The sequence below is a fragment of the Acetobacter pasteurianus subsp. pasteurianus LMG 1262 = NBRC 106471 genome, assembly GCF_000285275.1.
Classification (GTDB): Bacteria; Pseudomonadota; Alphaproteobacteria; order Acetobacterales; family Acetobacteraceae; genus Acetobacter; species Acetobacter pasteurianus.
This window is the reverse complement of sequence record NZ_CADO01000067.1, coordinates 1-19216: the sequence shown is the minus strand read 5'-3', so window position 1 is coordinate 19216 and position 19216 is coordinate 1. Positions and strand designations below refer to the sequence as shown.

General features: G+C 49.0%; 14 protein-coding genes, 1 tRNA gene and 1 pseudogene. 11 read left to right on the top strand and 5 right to left on the bottom strand.

Features of this window, described 5'->3' with window-relative positions:
* Positions 1-47 precede the first annotated feature (47 nt).
* Together APA10_RS09705 and APA10_RS09700 are read right to left on the bottom strand one after the other, a co-directional pair.
* Positions 48-1286, bottom strand: a complete 1239-nt coding sequence (locus tag APA10_RS09705; RefSeq protein WP_035366424.1) for a tyrosine-type recombinase/integrase — start codon at positions 1284-1286, stop codon at positions 48-50.
* Between the two features lie 161 nt (positions 1287-1447).
* Positions 1448-1537 (bottom strand) — tRNA-Ser (locus tag APA10_RS09700).
* A gap of 159 nt (positions 1538-1696) precedes the next feature.
* Between APA10_RS09700 and efp the strand changes: the two genes are divergently transcribed.
* From efp to APA10_RS09685, 3 genes are all read left to right on the top strand, one after another.
* Positions 1697-2263, top strand: a complete 567-nt coding sequence (gene efp / locus APA10_RS09695; protein ID WP_003625750.1) for an elongation factor P — start codon at positions 1697-1699, stop codon at positions 2261-2263.
* Positions 2264-2308: 45 nt separating this feature from the next.
* Positions 2309-3139: an inositol monophosphatase family protein gene (locus APA10_RS09690; RefSeq protein WP_080587156.1), complete on the top strand. Its 831-nt coding sequence runs from the start codon at positions 2309-2311 to the stop codon at positions 3137-3139.
* Positions 3140-3250: 111 nt separating this feature from the next.
* Positions 3251-6229, top strand: a complete 2979-nt coding sequence (locus APA10_RS09685) for an ATP-dependent DNA helicase (protein ID WP_174714341.1) — start codon at positions 3251-3253, stop codon at positions 6227-6229.
* Between the two features lie 18 nt (positions 6230-6247).
* Here the strand turns inward: APA10_RS09685 and APA10_RS09680 are convergent, their stop codons facing one another.
* Together APA10_RS09680 and APA10_RS09675 are read right to left on the bottom strand one after the other, a co-directional pair.
* On the bottom strand, positions 6248-6451 hold the full coding sequence (locus APA10_RS09680) for a cold-shock protein (RefSeq protein WP_003625755.1): 204 nt from the start codon (positions 6449-6451) through the stop codon (positions 6248-6250).
* Between the two features lie 143 nt (positions 6452-6594).
* A complete protein-coding gene (locus APA10_RS09675; RefSeq protein WP_035367603.1) occupies positions 6595-7263 on the bottom strand; it encodes a dienelactone hydrolase family protein in 669 nt (222 codons plus the stop codon).
* 210 nt (positions 7264-7473) lie between these two features.
* Here APA10_RS09675 and groES point away from each other — a divergent pair, with 210 nt between their 5' ends.
* The 8 genes from groES (at position 7474) to APA10_RS09635 (ending at position 18754) form a co-directional block, all read left to right on the top strand.
* Entirely contained in the window at positions 7474-7767 is a 294-nt protein-coding gene (groES, locus tag APA10_RS09670) for a co-chaperone GroES (protein ID WP_026019247.1), read from the top strand.
* Positions 7768-7820: 53 nt separating this feature from the next.
* Positions 7821-9461: a chaperonin GroEL gene (gene groL / locus APA10_RS09665; protein WP_003625762.1), complete on the top strand. Its 1641-nt coding sequence runs from the start codon at positions 7821-7823 to the stop codon at positions 9459-9461.
* 220 nt (positions 9462-9681) lie between these two features.
* On the top strand, positions 9682-11907 hold the full coding sequence (locus APA10_RS09660) for a hypothetical protein (RefSeq protein ID WP_035367601.1): 2226 nt from the start codon (positions 9682-9684) through the stop codon (positions 11905-11907).
* 147 nt (positions 11908-12054) lie between these two features.
* Positions 12055-12429 (top strand): HAD family hydrolase, encoded by a 375-nt coding sequence (locus APA10_RS09655; protein WP_003631140.1) that lies wholly within the window; start codon positions 12055-12057, stop codon positions 12427-12429.
* 15 nt (positions 12430-12444) lie between these two features.
* A complete protein-coding gene (locus tag APA10_RS09650) occupies positions 12445-14025 on the top strand; it encodes a phosphotransferase (RefSeq protein WP_003631141.1) in 1581 nt (526 codons plus the stop codon).
* Positions 14026-14037: 12 nt separating this feature from the next.
* Positions 14038-14769 carry a glycosyltransferase family 2 protein gene (locus tag APA10_RS09645; protein WP_035366674.1) on the top strand — a complete coding sequence of 244 codons (732 nt, stop codon included), beginning with the start codon at positions 14038-14040 and terminating at the stop codon, positions 14767-14769.
* Between the two features lie 185 nt (positions 14770-14954).
* Entirely contained in the window at positions 14955-17090 is a 2136-nt protein-coding gene (locus APA10_RS09640) for a hypothetical protein (protein WP_035367599.1), read from the top strand.
* 80 nt (positions 17091-17170) lie between these two features.
* Positions 17171-18754, top strand: coding sequence for an SGNH/GDSL hydrolase family protein (locus APA10_RS09635; RefSeq protein ID WP_003631153.1), 1584 nt, complete (start codon positions 17171-17173; stop codon positions 18752-18754).
* A gap of 88 nt (positions 18755-18842) precedes the next feature.
* On the opposite strand, the pseudogene APA10_RS14640 reads toward APA10_RS09635, so the two are convergent.
* Positions 18843-19011 (bottom strand): annotated as a pseudogene (locus tag APA10_RS14640) (integrase core domain-containing protein); the annotation flags it as partial.
* Between the last annotated feature and the right edge of the window lie 205 nt (positions 19012-19216).

The following is a 19216-nucleotide window of genomic DNA, read 5'->3' as shown; positions in this document are numbered from 1 at the left end:
TATCGTAATCAACAAGGCCCAGAATCACGATGATGATACCATCATAATTATGCCTCTATCCCAGCCGGCTTTCTTTGGGCAGAAACAAGATCATCAACTGGCTTCTGCCCTTCTAGTATGAGTCCGCTCCATATGGTGGCCAGTTCCCGTCGCCTATCAAGATACAATGCACGGTTATAAGCCGCCGCCACTTTATCCTTGGATGCATGCGCAAGCATTAACTCAATCACATCATGATCCAGTGGGAAGCGCTCATTCATATTACTGGAGAATGTGGAGCGGAATCCGTGCGGAACATGGCGCCCATGGTATCCAGCACGGTTGATCAAATACCCAATTGCATTCTCACTCATCGGCAGCTTAGGGCGTCTGGTATTGGGAAACAAATGCGGCCAGCGGCTTGAAAATGGTCTCACGGCCTGGACCACATTTACGGCCTGCGGAGATAGTGGAACAATATGCTCCCGGCTCATCTTCATACGCTCAGCCGGGATAATCCAGACAGGATCCTGCGAATCTAAGTCATGGAATTCATCCCACATGGCAGCCCGCACTTCACCCGGACGCACAGCTGTCAGATATAATAGCCGAAATGCCAGCAATGTAACCGGATGCGCCACACAGCTTTCTACACGTGCAATCATCTCACGCGCCTGCTCTAGGTCAGTGATGGCAGGCTGACGATTGCGTATTACAGGGCGCAGCGCAGGTTTAACAATTCCGGCCGGATCTGTGTCTGCTCTCTCTGTTGCTATGGCATGTACAAACACATCGCTCATACGCTGGCGGATCCTATGCGCTGTTTCCACCGCTCCGCGCTCTTCAATGCCTTTTAATATATGCAGCACAACCCGAGGTGTAATTTGTCCTGGCGGCAGATGCCCTATGTGGGGGAACACATCACGCTCCAGACTGTGGATTACATCATAAGCATGCCTTGGCCGCCATAAATCCTTCCTCTGCCCGTACCATTCTCTGGCAACTGCCTCAAAGCTATCTTGCTGTTGAGGATCAGCCAACAGGTGAGCAACCTTCCCTGCCTTATTCGGGTCTATCCCCTGCCGAAGCAGATCCTTAGCGTTGTCACGCATCATGCGTGCCTCACGCAAACCTACGGATGGATATGGCCCCAACGTAAGGGTTTGCTCTTTCCCTTGCTGCCGGTAACGTAGGCGCCAGAACTTCTTGCCTGTGGGCATTACATGCACAAACAGCCCTTCACTATCAGAAAGGCGATAGGCTTTCTCGGCTGCCTTAGCTGTCTTGACCTTGGAATCTGTCAGCATGATTGCGTTACCCACACATCCTGAAAATCTTACCCACACGTTACCCACATTTATGCGGGAACGGATGGGATAAAACGAGAACGATTGGGAACACAAAAACCCTATACCCGGCAGTTTTGCAAGGGCTTTGGGAATAATTGGGAACTATCGGGAAGTATAGTTGGCGGATGGGGTGGGATTCGAACCCACGGTACGGTTCCCCGCACGCTGGTTTTCAAGACCAGTTCCTTAAACCACTCGGACACCCATCCTCATGTCATCCATCTGAGGACCTGCCGCCTTATAAACAGGATATGGCCACCCTGTCCAGCGGGAGAAAACACGATATATCAAGTGCAGCAAACTTGCTCTTCGGGCGTCAGGCTTGTACAAGCCCCATCCTTAATGGACATTCCTTTCAGGGACGAATTATGAAACAGCAGGCAAACCTGATCCGCGCCGGTCAGGTGATTGAGCATGATGGCCGCCGCTGGACGGTGCTGAAACAGCAGATCATCACCCCCGGCAAGGGCGGAGCATTTATTCAGGTTGAAATGCGCGACCTGAAAACCGGCAACAAAACCAACGAACGCTGGCGGACCGCTGATAGCGTTGAACGCCTGATGACGGAAGATAAGGAATACCTGTATTCCTACACCGATGGCGAACTGCTGGTTCTGATGGACCCCGAAACCTATGACCAGCTGACAGTTCCTGTGGATCTGCTGGGTGATCAGGCTCCGTTCATTCAGGATAACATGACCATCAACCTGCACCTGGTTGAAGGTGACCCGGTAGGTATTGATCTGCCACCGCAGGTTACGCTGGAAGTTGTGGAAGCTGACCCGGTTGTAAAAGGCCAGACGGCATCTTCCTCCTACAAGCCCGCAAAACTTTCCAATGGTGTAAAAACCATGGTGCCGCCCTTTATTGAATCGGGTGAACGTATTGTGGTTCGGACGGAAGACGGTTCCTACGTCGAACGCGCCAAAGACTGATCCCTTCCGTTTTTCTCTCCAGAGCAGGACAAAACTACAGTGGCCATGCGTCTCTCCCCCGTCATGATGGTGATGCAAACAGCAGCCCAGAAGGCGGCCAAGCGTCTCCTGCGCGATTTTAACGAAGTCGAGCAGCTTCAAGTCAGCATCAAAGGGCCGGGAGACTTTGTTTCCCAAGCTGATCTGCGTGCAGAACAGACCCTGCGGGAAGAGCTGGAACGCGCCCGCCCCGGCTATGCCTTCTTTATGGAAGAATCCGGCAAATCCGGCAGCGATAACTGGACATGGCGTTGGGTGGTAGACCCGCTGGATGGCACCACCAACTTCCTACACGGTATTCCGCACTGGGCTATTTCCATTGGCTTGCAGCGCCGCCTGCCAGATGGGCGTATCGAGTTGGCCGCAGGGCTGGTTTACAACCCGGCAGCGGGTGAAATGTTCTGGGCAGAAAAAGGCACCGGCGCCTATCTGAACGAACGCCGTATCCGTGTATCCGCACGGCGTGACATGCAGGAATCCCTGTTTGCCACGGGTATTCCGTTCGCCAAGGTGCCTGCACGTATGCGCCTGCCGTTTGCACGCGTGCTAGGTGCCCTTATGCCGCGTGTAGCCGGTGTGCGCCGCTTTGGTGCCGCAGCGCTTGATCTGGCGTGGGTAGCTGCTGGGCGTTACGAAGGGTACTGGGAATTCGGCATCAAACCGTGGGATTGTGCCGCCGGTGCTCTTATCGTGCGTGAAGCCGGTGGGCAGGCGACAGACCCCGCAGGCGTTGATCTGGATGATCTGCCTGACGATGTCATGATTGTTGCTGGCAACGGCAACCTGCACAGCAAACTTCTGGAAGTGGTGGCAGATAGCCTTAAAGACGGCAACTAACTTTTCTGTCCCAGATTACCATCTAAAAAGCCCGCCTCATTAAAGTGAGGCGGGCTTTTTTGTTCTTCATATGTTGCTTTTTGATTTCTAGCTCTGGCATTCCGCGCCGGAATGGATCATCTAGTATTTATCATGCAGACATCCTTCCCCTCCGCTTACGATGCCCCAGCACTGGTTGCATATAAGGGAGCCTATTCCCTTCTTACGGAAGATGGAGAGGTTCTCCATTTGTCTGCGCAGGATGTGAGGCAAAACCTGCAAAACATGCCTTGTCCGCTGGTTATTCATGCCCCCGCATTAGCACGGCGGTTAGATTTACCGCCTCCGGGGCAACCTGCACCGTGGCTGGATTTATTAGAGCTATTTGCCTTTGTGCATCCCGCCACACCTGTGGCCCCTACCCCACGCGGTTTGGCGCTGGCCTTAGGCATGCAGGATGAGGACATAGGCGCCGCAGAAGCTGACCTTCTGCCTCGCCTTCTTTCCCCTCTCCTTACCAATCTGGCACGCCAGAATAACGGCGCGACAGCAGAGCATCTTGCTGCTCTCACTGTAAGATTGGGCCAAGCTGGATGGATCTGGAGCGGCACAGTTGCCGAAACCCTGGGGCTGCATGACAAACTCACCCCACAAGGCAAATTGCCTGAAACAATGCTTCAGCCAGGGGATGCCCTGCGTATCTGGCGTTTTTTGCCAAAATGGGCGGAAACACCGCTTCCTCCTCCCCCAGCATCTCACCCCATTTCACCCGTAGAAGCACGCGAGCAACTGACCAAAATGCTGGGCGAGGATGCCGAAATCCGCGCCGGGCAAGCCGACTTCGCATCAGTCGCTACCGGGGCGTTTGAACCACGCAATGTGCGCGGAGATCCTGCCATTGTGCTGGCAGAAGCTGGCACAGGAACCGGCAAAACCTTAGGCTATATTGCTCCCGCCAGCCTTTGGGCGGAACGGAATAAGGGGGCGGTGTGGGTCAGTACCTATACGCGCCACCTGCAACGGCAAATTGAGCAGGAAACCCGCAGGCTTTACCCAGATCAGGCTACACATCGGCAACGCGTTGTGCTCCGCAAAGGGCGGGAAAACTATCTGTGCCTGCTGAACATGGAAGAAGCCGTTAACACTGCGGCCTCTCGCCCGGCCGGTATTACCATCGCCCTTATCATGCTGGCCCGCTGGGGCTTGGCCACTGCGGATGGAGACCTGTTTGGAGGTGACCTGCCCGGCTGGTTTGGTGACCTGTTCGGCCAAGGGAATCTGATAGGCGTGGCAGACAGGCGCGGCGAGTGCATTCACGGCGCATGTGCCCATTATCAGCATTGCTTTGTTGAACATTCCATCCGCCGCGCGCGTGAAGCTGATCTGGTTATTGCCAACCATGCTCTTGTCATGGCGCAGGCGGCCTACGCGCAGGCAGGTATGAGCGACGATGCCGATGAAACGGATGATCCCTCGGCCCCCTCCCGTTATGTATTTGACGAAGGCCACCATCTGGCCGATGCGGCAGATAGCGCCTTTTCTGCCGAACTTTCCGGGCTGGAAGCGGCTGAGTTGCGGCGTTGGCTGCTTGGCGCGGAAGGACGGCGCTCACGCGCCCGCGGTTTAAAGCGGCGTCTGGATGATCTGGTTGTCGGCCACCCAAAACTGGAAACACCTTTGGAAGCGGCGCTTATGGCCGCAACGGCCCTTCCCGCCCCCGGCTGGTCTTCACGATTAGGGCAGGAACAGGCGGATGAACCACCGCCGCCAGAACCCCCGGAAGATATCGGGTTGTTTCCGCTTGAACCAGAAGCTCCTCAGCCGGTGTTGGAAAATCCTACAGAAGTTTTTCTGCGGCTCCTGCGGCAGCAGGCTCTTGCCAGAACACAGGAAGGTGGAAAACAGCACGTTTATGCTGCCCTTGAATGTGATCTGCACCCTTTGGTGCCAGACTTGGCAGAAGCCGGGCATCTTCTGGCCCGTGCCTTAACACGCCTTGTTGAGCCGCTACGCACCTTGGTGGAGCGCCTGCACGCGCGCTTGGAAGAAGATGCCGAAACGCTGGATTCCACAACACGCGGGCGCATAGAGGCCATGACACGCGCCTTACGCCGCAGGGCTATCTCGCGGCTGGATGCGTGGATTGCTATGCTGAGCGCACTAGACACACCACCTGAGCCCGATACCACACCTTCCCACGTGCACTTTATCCGGGTTGAGCGGCGCGAAAAACAGCGCATGGGAGAACAGGATGTGGGCCTTTACCGCCATTGGCTAGACCCCACCATTCCGTTTGCTGGCATCATGGCTATACCCGCACAAGGTATGTTAATTACATCAGCCACCTTGCGTGACCAGCAAACAAACGAACCTGATAGCGATAACGCAGAACAGGCGTGGGAGGCAGCGGAGGCACGTACCGGGGCCAATCACTTCCCTTCTCCACCTCTGCGCGCCAGTCTGGCCAGCCCGTTTGATTATGCCCGCCAGACACGCGCCTATATTGTGACGGACATAGACAACAGCAGCATTGTCGATCTCGCTGCCGCATTTCGCACGCTTTTCTTGGCATCCGGCGGTGGTGGCTTAGGGCTGTTTACGGCCATTTCCCGCTTACGCGGCGTGTATGATCGTATTGCCCCTACACTGGAAGAAAACGGTCTGCCGCTTTACGCCCAACATGTAGATGCGATGGACAACAATACGCTGGTCGATATTTTTCGAACGGAAGAACACGCCTGTCTGTTAGGCACAGATGCCATGCGAGATGGCGTGGATGTGCCCGGCAATGCGTTACGGCTGGTGGCTTTTGAACGTGTGCCGTGGCCCCGGCCAGATATTCTGCACCGTGAACGCCGCATTCACCTTTCTGGAGGTGATCCGAAATCTTTTGATGAACGAATTGCACGCCTGCGGTTACGTCAGGCCTTTGGTCGGCTTATTCGCCGCCAGTCTGATCGCGGGGTATTTGTCCTGCTAGACAGGCGCACCCCTACCCGCTTGCTCAGTGCTTTTCCCGAAGGTGTGGAAGTCCGCCGCCTTGGGTTGGCAGACACAGCGCGAGAACTTGCTGCCTTTTTGGCAGATACAGAAAGGGCCGATCAAAACTGATCGGCCCTGCCTGAAAAATCAATCTACTTTCAGATTGGTTGCAGCCTGCTTGCCGCGTTCTTCAACCAGATCGAAAGAAACCTTCTGTCCGTCATTCAGGCCACGCAAACCCGCTGCCTGTACTGCGGTAATATGCACGAACACATCTTTACCGCCATCATCTGGGGCAATAAAGCCATAACCCTTGGTGGCGTTAAACCATTTTACTGTACCGGTCGGCATGAGCGGGATAGTCCTTGTTCTTCTCAACGTTTTGTCCTGCTGCACACCGTGTGCGGTTCAGGATATGCCCCATCCCCCCATGACCAGCCGCAATTGTCAATCATAATTCGATAACGGGCCACGGTCGGGACAGGGAAATAGCCTTACGGATTCATATTGCTTTTCAGGAAATCAACGCTGCGTTCCTGCGCTTCCTGATAAGCTTTGGCATTAAAAGAGCTTCTTTCCGGGCAACCAAATCCGTGCCCTGCATCGTCGTACACGTAAAGTTCAACTTCCGGATGCGCCTGCCGAATAGCCGCAATATCGGTATGCGGGATACTTGCATCCTGTTCACCAAAATGAAGCTGCACCGGGCAGCGCGGAGTCTCGTTTCGGCGGGCGAAAACCCCCCCGCCATACCAGCCAACAGCAGCCGCAAAATCATCGGTTTTGCACGCTGCTTCCCACGCCAATGTGCCGCCCCAGCAATAGCCGATAATGCCCACCTTACGGGGTTTGAATACTGAGGCCGCCGCCTGAATATCCAGTAATGTTTTGGCAAGCGGAATCTGTGCCCGCAGTGCTAGGCCTTCTTTCACACCTTCTGCTGAGTAATCCAGCTCTACTCCACGTTTCACACGGTCAAACAAAGCTGGCGCAATGACGTGAAATCCTGCCTTGGCAAAGTTTTCACAAACCTGCCGGATATGGTGGTTCACACCAAAAATTTCCTGCAGCACCACAAGTGTGTAAGGATGATGGCTGCCTTCGGTTTCCCATGCAGAAAACTCATGTCCATCTGCAGCCTGAAGTGTTGTGATATGACCCATGTAAGCACCTCCTATGTGCTCTCAGGTTACAGCAAAAAGAAACTTTATCCACATTCCTTGACTCTGCCTTTGGGCAGACCTATCTCCTTTTCTGGCACTCCCGGGGTGGGAGTGCTAACGTAACGCGGCGTTATGTTACGCGCGACAAAGCGGATGGGGCTGCTTTCTGTTAAGGGCACCATCCCAAAAATGAATGTGGAGCGATCCATAATGACGAAGTTTCGTCCCTTACACGACCGGGTAGTTGTCCGTCGCCTTGAAGGCGAACAGAAGACCGCTGGCGGAATCATTATTCCTGACACAGCTCAGGAAAAGCCTATGGAAGGCGAAGTGGTTGCAGTTGGTCCGGGTGCCCGGAATGAACAGGGCCAGATTGTGGCGCTTGATGTTAAGGCTGGTGACCGCGTCCTGTTCGGCAAATGGTCCGGCACGGAAGTGAAGATCGACGGCGAAGAGCTGCTGATCATGAAGGAAAGCGACATCATGGGCGTGGTAACCGCCTGATTTTGCGCTGATCCGCATTTTAATTTCAGAACGATCTTCACAGGAGAAATTCAATGGCTGCCAAAGACGTAAAGTTTGGTGCAGACGCACGCCAGCGTATGCTGCGCGGTGTGGATATTCTGGCTGACGCTGTAAAAGTAACGCTGGGCCCCAAAGGCCGTAACGTGGTGCTGGACAAGAGCTTCGGTGCTCCCCGTATCACCAAGGACGGTGTTTCCGTTGCCAAGGAAATCGAACTGGCTGACAAGTTCGAAAACATGGGCGCTCAGATGCTGCGTGAAGTAGCATCCAAAACCAACGACATTGCTGGTGACGGCACCACAACGGCTACGGTTCTGGCTCAGGCTATCGTGCGTGAAGGCCACAAGGCTGTTGCCGCTGGCATGAACCCGATGGATCTGAAGCGCGGGATCGACAAGGCTGTTGCCGTTGTGATCGAAGAGCTGAAGAAGAACGCTAAGAAAGTAACCACCCCGGCGGAAACCGCTCAGGTTGGTACGATTTCTGCAAACGGTGAATCTGAAATCGGTCAGATGATCTCCGAAGCCATGCAGAAAGTTGGCTCCGAAGGCGTGATCACGGTTGAAGAAGCCAAGCACTTCCAGACAGAACTGGATGTTGTTGAAGGCATGCAGTTTGACCGCGGCTACATTTCTCCGTACTTCGTGACGAACCCGGAAAAGATGACAGCGGATCTGGAAAACCCCTACATCCTGATCCATGAAAAGAAGCTGTCTTCCCTGCAGCCCATGCTGCCACTGCTGGAATCCGTTGTTCAGTCCGGCCGTCCGCTGCTGATCATTGCAGAAGACGTTGACGGTGAAGCTCTGGCAACTCTGGTTGTCAACAAGCTGCGCGGTGGCCTGAAAATTGCTGCTGTTAAGGCTCCGGGCTTTGGTGATCGCCGCAAGGCTATGCTGGAAGACATTGCTATCCTTACGGGTGGTCAGGTCATCAGCGAAGATCTGGGCATCAAGCTGGAAACCGTTACCCTGAACATGCTTGGCACGGCCAAGAAAGTGCACATCGACAAAGAAAACACCACCATTGTTGATGGTGCTGGCAAAGCCGATGACATCAAGGGTCGCGTTAAGCAGATCCGTGCACAGATCGAAGAAACCTCTTCCGACTACGACCGCGAAAAGCTGCAGGAACGTCTGGCCAAACTGGCTGGCGGTGTTGCCGTGATCCGCGTTGGTGGTTCCACCGAAGTGGAAGTGAAAGAACGCAAAGACCGCGTTGACGATGCCCTGCACGCAACCCGCGCTGCTGTGGAAGAAGGCATTGTTCCGGGTGGTGGCACGGCTCTGGCCCGCGCTACGCTGAAGCTGGAAGGCCTGCACTACCACAACGATGACCAGCGCGTTGGTGGTGACATCATCCGCCGCGCTCTGCAGGCTCCTCTGCGCCAGATCGCTCACAACGCTGGTGAAGACGGCGCTGTGATCGCAAACAAGGTGCTGGAAAACAGCGACTACAACTTCGGGTTCGACGCTCAGGCAGGCGAATACAAGAACCTAGTTGAAGCCGGTATTATCGACCCGGCCAAGGTTGTCCGCACGGCTCTGCAGGATGCAGCATCTGTTGCTGGTCTGCTGATCACCACGGAAGCCATGGTTGCTGAACGCCCGGAAAAGAAAGCTGCTCCGGCTGGCGGCCCTGACATGGGTGGCATGGGCGGTATGGACTTCTAAGCCGCACAAATCAAAAACTGCTTTGATTTGTAAAAAGGGAGGAAGTCACTTTGTGACTTCCTCCCTTTGTCTATTTATAAAGATTTCATAAAATCGCGCATAATGAGCCCATGGAAAGTTGCACTATCGATTTTGATAAAATCGGATAAGTGTTATAAAAGCCTATAGAAATAGCAGGTAACTGTATTCAGGAAGCTTTTCACTAGATAAGGGCAGTAAAATGCTGGAAACAAAAACTTTTCGCGGGTTGCCCTTTTCATTATCTCCGGCACTTACAGAAAAAATCTGGCTTTTTACTCCAGCCTCATCTTCAGCACAGCCATGTCAGCTTTTTCTTGGCCTTTCTGGGCATGTAAAAAGCTCTGTAGATGTTGATGTGCATTTTTGGCGGATTGAAAACCATCAACTCCTTTTTCTCGACCATGATGCGTCTTTGCTATGGCAATCTGTCAATATTGAATATCGAACAGATGGCCGAATGGTTGTGGCCCTAAAAGATCCATGCGGGAACATTTCAGCCCTTCTGGAAGAACAGGACCCCAAACAGTTACCCTCTGATACTTCCCAGAATGATGTACCTTCTCCACAACCCACGAAAGAGAACAGTAGCACGCCATCCATTGATGATGCGGAATTTGTCTTTCCTTCTGACCTTGAACGCACATCTTCTGCTCTAAAACGGGTGTTGATTATTGGCTCCAGTATTGCAGCACTTTGCCACGAACAACTTACGCAGCAGCACCCGGATATTCAGTTTGACTTCGTGCCGTATGAGTATGTGGCCCCTTTGCTAACAGCACTCCCCGTTTCGGCAGAAGAATATGATCTCATATATCTTCAGCCTTCCCTACGCTCTGTTCTGGGCGATGATATTGTGTGGGGAGAACGGTTTAATACCAGTGGTTTTGGAGATCATGTTCTCGCCAACGGGCATGCAACATTAAAGCAATTTGTTCAACATATTGCTGATTTTCGTACACAGGCAAAAACTCCTCTGCTTGTTACTAATTTTCTGACCCCACAACAGCAGCCTGTTCCCTACACAAGATCTGCGACAATATCTCTTTCACTGCGCGACATTGTTCAGCAACTTAACACCCAACTTGAAGGTGCTCTCAATAAATATCCGGATATGCGTATGCTTGATCTGGATGCTGTCAGTTCAATTGTTGGCAAACGTTACCTTCAGGACGATCTCGTATATTTCTACACTCATAATGGCATTATGTTTCAAGACTGGGATGACTTTGGAACAGTTAAACGAGACACCCCAATTCCAGATATTCAAACATTTTATCCCAGCAAACGTGCCGCTATTGGAACTCTTCTATTCCGACAAATGATATGGGGCTTACGCACGCTCCGCCACACGGATGCTGTAAAAGCTGTTATTTTCGGCTTGGATAATACGTTATGGCGTGGCTGTCTGACTGAAGATAACCCAGGTCAACCCCTTCCCCGCCAGGATGGGTGGCCAATGGGCCTATGGGAAACCATTCAATATTTGCGCGGGCGCGGCATTGCCATTGCCCTTTGTGCTGACAGCGACAAAGAAACTGTAACCACTTTGTGGGACAAAATTATAGAACCACGATTTCTGTCACTAGAAGATTTTGATTGTGTTGAACTCGGCTCTACTCCTGTAAATGAAGCCATTCGTACAATATGCGACACACTGAAGCTAAAACCTGCTGAGATTGTTGTGGTGGAAGCATCTGCTGCACGATGCGCAGTTCTTGCCAAAACAGAACCGGATATCCGTATTATTGGAAATAACCCATATCTTTTGAGACGCATTTTATTATGGGCGGCTGAAACCCAAGCCTATACGCAAAATAATTTACTAATGCCCATTCTTGCGCCCGAAACCGAAACCGAAACCGAAACCGAAACCGAAACCGAAACCGAAACCCACATTGACGCCACAATAAATATGTCAAGCTTGCTGCTTGCAATGCAATGTCAGGTCTCTAGCCATCGGATTACAAGTGAAGATACAGACCTGTTTCCGTATATTTCACAATTGGCAAAAGCATCTCTAATTATCAACCGCACAGAATGCGCAGCAGAAGATATGCATATGTGGCTGAAATCAGAGGGAAACATATTGCTGGCCTTTTCAATAAAAGACCGATTTGCTGATTATGGAATTGCAGGCGCAATTTTTGCCCGAAAGCACGATATACAAATTTTCCTTTTATCTGCGCGCGTACAAGGTTTGGGCATTGAAAACTTTCTACTTACAGAAGCCGCACAAATCATCTACAATCAGTATGGGGAAAAAGATATCACTGTTTCAATTCCCAATAATGCTGAGGCCACCGCAACGCGTAATATTTATATTCGTGCAGGCTTTCTTCCTGTTGATGCCAATAACGACCTAGAAACACTACGCTTGCCCGCAGGGCATCTTCCGAAAAGCAATCCTTATGTTACAAGAACTTGAAATCCATTCCCCACCTAAGGATTGAACAGTAACAAAACTACTCCTTTGCGAAAAATAACTGGCAGGTTACGTTGAAATCCATTGAATTTTTTATGTAACTGCTAAAACTTAAACAGATCGGTAGGATCTTCTGGAGGCATTAACAACGTGAAAAGACTTATTATCGATCTTGATGACACTCTTACACTTACAGATGCATCCAAGTCTTATTCGGAAAAAGAACCTAATATCGACGTTGTAGAACGCCTGCGAGAGTACAAACAAAAGGGTTTTGAAATTGTTATTCAAACGGCCCGTAATGTGCGCACTTATAATGGCAACGTAGGTAAAATAAATGCCAACACACTGCCTGTAATTATTGACTGGTTACGCCAGCACGAGATTCCATTTGATGAAATTTACGTAGGCAAACCTTGGTGTGGCACAGAAGGATTTTATGTTGATGACAAAGCCCTCCGGCCAGATGAGTTTGTAAAATATTCTCCAGAAGAAATTAAACAGCTTCTAAAAATTGGCTCTTAACTGACAGAATATCACATGACATCTTTTTCTCTCATTTTATCTAGCGCATATGTTGATCCGGAATTAGCCATTGAGTTTGGTTATATTCCGCCGTCATTTCTGCCCATGGGTGTATCCCGGCTTTATGAGACCCAAATTGACAGCCTCAAGTCATTGGGAGATGTCTATCTTACGCTTCCGGAAGATTTCACTGTCCCCCATTATGATATGCAAAGGCTCCGCCAACTTGGAGCCACTATTGTTCGGGTGCCAAGTCATTTGTCTTTGGGCAATGCCATAATTTATGCGCTTAACTATATTGATGCATCAGCCAGCACACTTCATCTCCTGCATGGCGATACACTGGTGGACGGGTTGGATATCTCGCAGTCAGACAGTATAGCCGTTCAGGCAGAAGGCGATGACTACGCGTGGGCCTCAGTAACTGTTCAAGAGGACCACACAGTTACCAGCGTACAGACCATCCAGCTCGAAGCCGATATTCCCCAGTCTCAGCCCATTATGTGCGGTTACTTCAGTTTCTCCAAACCGCGCCACCTTGTGCGCACCCTTACCCGTGCTGGCGGGAATTTTGTACAAGGACTATCCTTATATGCACAGGAACATACGGTAAGAGCTGTCTACCCACAAACCTGGTATGATTTCGGGCATCTCCAGACCTATTTCCGTTCTCGCCGAGCTGTAACAACTCAACGGGCTTTTAACTCCCTTTACATTGATGACCGTATTGTCCGCAAATCGAGCGATGATCATGCGAAAATGCGGGATGAAGCCGCATGGCTCAATAATGTTCCGGCTGATATTAAGCCATTTACAGCACGCCTGTTAGATCATTCTGCAGGCTCCTATACGATCGAATATGAATATGCGCCTACCCTTTCCGAGCTGTTTGTATTTTCCAGCATTGGTAAAGCAACATGGCAGAGTATTTTAACGTCCTGCTTTGATTTTCTTTCTCTTTGCGGAACACAAAATACACCGGACATAAAAGGGAACGAAATCCTTCGTTTGCTTACGACAGACAAAACATATGATCGTCTTGCCCATTACGAAGCCGCGACAGGTTTTGATGTAAACCAACCCCTTAACCTGAACGGGAAATCTTTGCCCTCTCTTAAGCAGATAAGTGATGAAATGATCGCTAATATTGATCTTTCATCCAATAAAAATGCAAGCGTTATGCACGGAGATTTCTGCTTAAGTAATATCCTATATAATTCTCGGGCACGCCGTATTTGTGTTATTGATCCGCGCGGATATATTCCTGGAAGTGGTTCAAGTATTTTTGGAGATATACGCTATGACCTGGCTAAGTTGTGGCATTCCCTTGGTGGATTATACGACCTGATTATTGCGGGTCACTATCAATTTGAAGGAAAGACACCTTACGACTTTAATCTCTCCTTCCCATCTGGTCCTCATCACAATTGGGTGCAGGAAGATTTTCTTCAACGACTTCCTGCCGAAACCAACAAACTTGAGATTCAGTCTTTAACTGTTTTGCTATTTGTCTCTATGCTACCGCTGCACGCTGATAGGCCAGACCGGCAGAAGGCCTTTATTGCCAATGCTGCACGTCTTTATCAGTGTATATAAGGAAGATTACCTATGATTGTCATACCCATGGCTGGTCTGTCCCGCCGCTTCACCGAGGCGGGCTATGAACTCCCAAAATATATGCTGCCGGTTGGCGAACAGACAGTTTTTGCCCTTGCGGTTGAAAGTTTCAAAAAATACTTTGAAACTGAAAAGTTTATTTTTATTGCACGCGATGTAAAAGGTACAAAAAACTTTATTGAATCAGAATGTCGCAAACTCGGCATCAAGGATTTTCAAATTGTTATTTTAGACACCTCTACACAAGGGCAGGCAGAAACTGTCCAGCTTGGTGTTCTGAAAAGCGGCACACCTCTCGAAACGCCATTGTGTATCTTTAATATTGATACATTCAGAAAGAATTTCTCTTTTCCTTCTGAACCTTGGTTTGCTCATGCCGATGGGTATCTTGAAGTATTTAAAGGCAGCGGACAGAACTGGTCTTACGTCGGGCCAGCCAAGGATAAAAGCGAACCACTTGTTGCACGCACGACAGAAAAAGATCCTATCTCTGATCTTTGCTGTAATGGTTTGTACTATTTTACCCGTGCATCTGATTTTCTATGGGCGCTGGAAAAAGAAAAAGAAAACCCATCCATGCCCGAATTATATATTGCGCCACTATATAATCACTTAATCAAACGCGGTGATAATATATATTATAATCTCATTAATAAAAATGACATTGTATTCTGTGGTGTCCCCAAAGAATATCAAGATGTTCTGAATCAGATATCCTCATAAGAAAAACAAACAACAGAAACATTCTCCATGTTTCTGTTGTTTACCCTACTATCTGCATGTGGCGGAAATTCGTTGGTAAAAAACCATTTCTTTCAATTTCTTCCCGCAAAAGTGACCTCTAGCGTAAAGATTATAAGTTTTGTATCTATTCTTTTATCTAGAGGGAATAACATAAGGCGACTGAAATGGATTATGACGCAATTTTAAAAAACAGGCAGGAAGTACTTGATCTAGTTAATGCGGGCAAAATACAGGACGCTTTCCTTCGTATAGTCGATGGAGCCTTTATTTATTCAGAAACCGACAAAGAATGCCCTCACGATGTTTCCGTGCTGCAGGAAAAAATAATAGAAGGTCTTATCCAGCACGTAACAGACGAAAATTACCGCGATATTTTTATTATTCTAAATAGAATTGCCAGTTTTTTTGGCCTTAGTCAGCGCTTGTGTATTGAAATTAGTCTGCTCAATGTTACGCGTAAAATTGATACCGATTTTCAATTACAATTTCTGGAAAGCTTGCCCGCGCCGATCCGGCAAGATCCCGTCATTCGGCTGATTGAAGCTGAAACCTACCGTCAAGCAGGAAACTTCATTAAAGCTCTGACAATCTATAATGCCCTCCCTCTGCGTAAAAGCTGGTGGCCATTTGATGGGTTGTGGGAAACTCTTACCCGAAAATTGTGTTGCTCTCTTCTGGAAATCAACTCTCACTTCCTTAAGCACCAAAGCCTTCCCCCTTCTGGATGGAACATGGAACCGCATTCTCTTAATGCCTTGATTTCCGGCTTAATCCGGCCTGCCGGACAAGATGCTCGCAGTTTCCGCCACGAAATTGAGCAAATCATGTGGCACACCCCTGTACCCAATACAGATGTGGGTGGATTAACTATTTCATTCTTGGCTTCACATATCAAAAACTTGGATGCTGATAGAGGTGCCATTATCTTCCACCTTGCCGTTTCTTTTGAAAAAAGAAACGAAATTGACACCATATTACAACAGGAAGATTATCTTGTTGCCACACTGGCAAACCATCCACTTTTTATAAAATACTTTGATATTTTTTCTCAAAAACACCCATCCTATAGAAATAAATTTCTTGAATGCCTCGATATCTTTTTAAACTCGTCTTTCTGCCGGGAATTCCAGAAAGGCAACATGGAAGCATTTAAATTTAGCGTTCTTGTAAACATCAATGTATGGGCCACAGAGGTTCTTTCCAGATACAGAAAATGCTTGGAAAACAGTCGTATCCCTGGCGTGCCATTTCTCCAGCAGCCTCGCCATGCCATTTTCCCCGAAAAAGGTGGAGAAAACCATCTTTTCATTGGCGTGTTTGGGCAAATGCGCGATCCACGCGGCAGCTTTTCCCGCATTATGCAGTATTTGCACAATGATACCCAGCATTGGCGAAACGAAGGAAAACGCGTCAGCATCGGTATTTCCACATGGGATCAGACCGGCCAGAAAAAAATTGAGGATGGAAGTCCTGCAAGCGAGTTCATACATCGCCTTCCTGCCCCTCTAACGCGTATATTAAGTACCTTTGCCATTCATACTTTGGCAGATTTACGTAACCGTCTTCCACATACAGCAGAGGCTATCCAACAAGCCTCTTATTCCAACGAACAGGTAAGTCCTGAGCTTATTTTGGACATTGCCAAAGAAAATGGTTTTGATCCCAAAGATATTTTTATAAATATTTCTACAGAAAACCATTATCTGGACGAAATCGGACGCGAGTTTCGTAATTTCTACAAAAATGCCGGTTCTGGCGTAGAAAATCAGGCACGTATGTGGCACCGCATTGCCGCTCTTTATGATCTGGCACGCCAAGCTACAGAAGCATCTGGCATGCCCATTGGTACAATGGCTCTTGTACGTCCAGATGTTCTGTTCGAGCATTCTTCGCTTATCAACCTTGCTCGGGAAACCGCTGCCCTTACGCTAGAAGGGCCTGCAGCAGTATGTGATTTTGATCCGCAAGCATACTGGATTGAAGGCGTAGGTGACCGTTACTTTGCAGGTAGCGCACGTGCCGTTGCGCGTGCTTTTGATGCCAAAGATCTCATTCTACAAATCATCCGAGATCCCATTCTTTCAACGCTGTATCAAGATCGTCCTTTTTGGCATCGATTTGCACAAACTGTTTTCTACGAAAGTGATACATTCCTACAGAGTTCAACTGCCATCCATATGCAGTTCCTACGACAGAATATTCAACTTGAAGTGCTACAAGATAGCCTAAAAAAAGATTATGAGACGATCACAGATACCAACTTAAAAGATGTCATCGCTCAATCTATAAGTGTTTCCTAAAATATATTAAAAATATTCGTCTTATTTCATAAAGCAAGTAAGACGAATATTTCTGTAGCCATATTGAAGAGTGAAGAAAGATGCACGGCCATAAAAAGCATTTTGTCTCTGTGGATACTTTACTGCAAGCCAACACAGAGGCGCAGCAAGCATCTGAAAAAACTCTCCAATACCAGCAAAATACGTATATTATGGAAAACACGCACGGAAACGGGCTAGGTGCGGCAAATCAGGTTATCCTGCAAGGCAATGCAACTGTTCAAAACTGTCGCCGCAAGGCTGTGCATCCTTTATTCCTCCCTTCCCCTAGCATGTTCCCAGCAACAGTGCGTGCAGAGCACCTGACTGCATTTCACAATGCGTGCCGTAAGGGCCACGCTACTGTAGTTGTTATGGGAGACAGTATTTTTGCTACCGCCAGCGATATGGTCGCCCATACCGAAAATGCTACTTTCGCGTGGATTGAAACACTTCAACAACAACTGCCGCATGTAAAATTTTCATTTATCAATGCGGCTGCCGGGGGCCGTTCATGGCATGACATGAACGCAAATACGACCCCCCCTCCCCCATGGATCAATCCGCCTGAAGGTAAAAACTGGAAGGAAGCCGTTCAATATTACCAACCAGATTTACTCTTGCTGCATAGTGGAGGAAATGATGTCGGAAACTTCAATCCCGTTGATGTTCGGGAATTGGTTGCCTTCTTTCGGAATCATCTGAACCCACCCTCCATCATCCTTGGTTTGACGCACCAGCCTTCACAAGCTTCCACTATTAATAATTATGGCAGCCAAACTTACCAGAATGATCTAGATGGTATTATCAAGTGGCTACGTACTTACGCCCAACATGAAGGCTTAGGCTACCTGGATTTTCACCGGTGGCATAGTATGCGGCGCGATGGATTTGACCCCTGCGAACTTACCCTGACACGCATTACACCTGAAACAGATACAAATCTGCCTGCATTTGGGACATATGTTTCTGATACCCCACATAATTCCTGGCGTTTTCCTACATGCCAGAATGAAAATGGTATTTCAGCTGACTGTTGTACAGACTTTGCTATTTCTTTTGAATTAGAACGAAAAACCGCATTTCTCTCCATTGATCTTGGACCTCGGAGTTCATCTACATTCCATGCGCCTTACTCCAACCGTTTCCATGTTTTTTTCAATGATGAAAGCGGCCACATAAGCTACACATGGAGTGATGGCACACATATTGATGAAGAAAGAAAACAGGTTACAAATATTCCTGTTCCAGAAGCACCTTTCCTTTTTAATATCATGCTAAAAGGAAGCCGACTGGTCTTTTCAATATGGAAGTCCCTGTCACATACAGATTGGCAGCCTGAACATCTGAATGCATTGGGCACTGGCTATCAGTATGTTTACGATGCTGGGATTATACGCTTTGGTGGCCCTTTTACACCGCAGCTTGCATGGGCTGGCTACAATCGGCTGAAAATTTTTAATCTCTGTATCGCTAATGCGTGTGTTGTCAGTGATAATGCTGTTCGTAATATGCCTGACCGTACAGATAACGATTTATACGCCCAAACATATGCAGCAGGTGGTTCAGGCCATTATCATATGAATGCATATGGCGTCCGAGATATTCTGACCCCTATATTCAGAGCCCAAAACTGGTCTTATTAAACTCAATAATATGACCATACATTAGATATACAATAGAAAGGAGAAGTGGCCCCATTTGTTCGGACAAGTTTTTGGGGGTGAATAAGTTCTATACCCGATTGATATCATGCCGCCATTCTGACGGCGTTGGTGCGGTATGATATACCTCATCAGGCGTGCGTCCACCCAGCGGTATGCGGACGCTGCCTATTATAATGGGCGATCCACTTTGCAAGACCCGCACGTAGATCTGAGCCGCTCTCAAAAGCATGCAGGTAGTAGACTTGTAACGTTTTTATGCCGGTCATCTGAGCGTTTTAAGCTCGTATCAGGAGACCGAAAATACCATGAAACATACGGAAGATTTCAAGCGCGAGGCCGTAAAGATTGCGTTGAGCAGCGGGTTGTAACGCATTCACATTGCGACCGACCTAGGTATTGGCAAATCTACCCTGGCGAAATGGATAGTGGATTACCATCCGG

Excerpts from the sequence above, each read along its gene's own strand:
- APA10_RS09705 (WP_035366424.1), bottom strand. The coding sequence starts at position 1,286 with ATGCTGACAGATTCCAAGGTCAAGACAGCTAAGGCAGCCGAGAAAGCC.
- efp (WP_003625750.1), top strand. The coding sequence starts at position 1,697 with ATGAAACAGCAGGCAAACCTGATCCGCGCCGGTCAGGTGATTGAGCAT.
- APA10_RS09690 (WP_080587156.1), top strand. The coding sequence starts at position 2,309 with ATGCGTCTCTCCCCCGTCATGATGGTGATGCAAACAGCAGCCCAGAAG.
- APA10_RS09685 (WP_174714341.1), top strand. The coding sequence starts at position 3,251 with ATGGATCATCTAGTATTTATCATGCAGACATCCTTCCCCTCCGCTTAC.
- APA10_RS09680 (WP_003625755.1), bottom strand. The coding sequence starts at position 6,451 with ATGCCGACCGGTACAGTAAAATGGTTTAACGCCACCAAGGGTTATGGC.
- APA10_RS09675 (WP_035367603.1), bottom strand. The coding sequence starts at position 7,263 with ATGGGTCATATCACAACACTTCAGGCTGCAGATGGACATGAGTTTTCT.
- groES (WP_026019247.1), top strand. The coding sequence starts at position 7,474 with ATGACGAAGTTTCGTCCCTTACACGACCGGGTAGTTGTCCGTCGCCTT.
- groL (WP_003625762.1), top strand. The coding sequence starts at position 7,821 with ATGGCTGCCAAAGACGTAAAGTTTGGTGCAGACGCACGCCAGCGTATG.
- APA10_RS09660 (WP_035367601.1), top strand. The coding sequence starts at position 9,682 with ATGCTGGAAACAAAAACTTTTCGCGGGTTGCCCTTTTCATTATCTCCG.
- APA10_RS09650 (WP_003631141.1), top strand. The coding sequence starts at position 12,445 with ATGACATCTTTTTCTCTCATTTTATCTAGCGCATATGTTGATCCGGAA.
- APA10_RS09645 (WP_035366674.1), top strand. The coding sequence starts at position 14,038 with ATGATTGTCATACCCATGGCTGGTCTGTCCCGCCGCTTCACCGAGGCG.
- APA10_RS09640 (WP_035367599.1), top strand. The coding sequence starts at position 14,955 with ATGGATTATGACGCAATTTTAAAAAACAGGCAGGAAGTACTTGATCTA.
- APA10_RS09635 (WP_003631153.1), top strand. The coding sequence starts at position 17,171 with ATGCACGGCCATAAAAAGCATTTTGTCTCTGTGGATACTTTACTGCAA.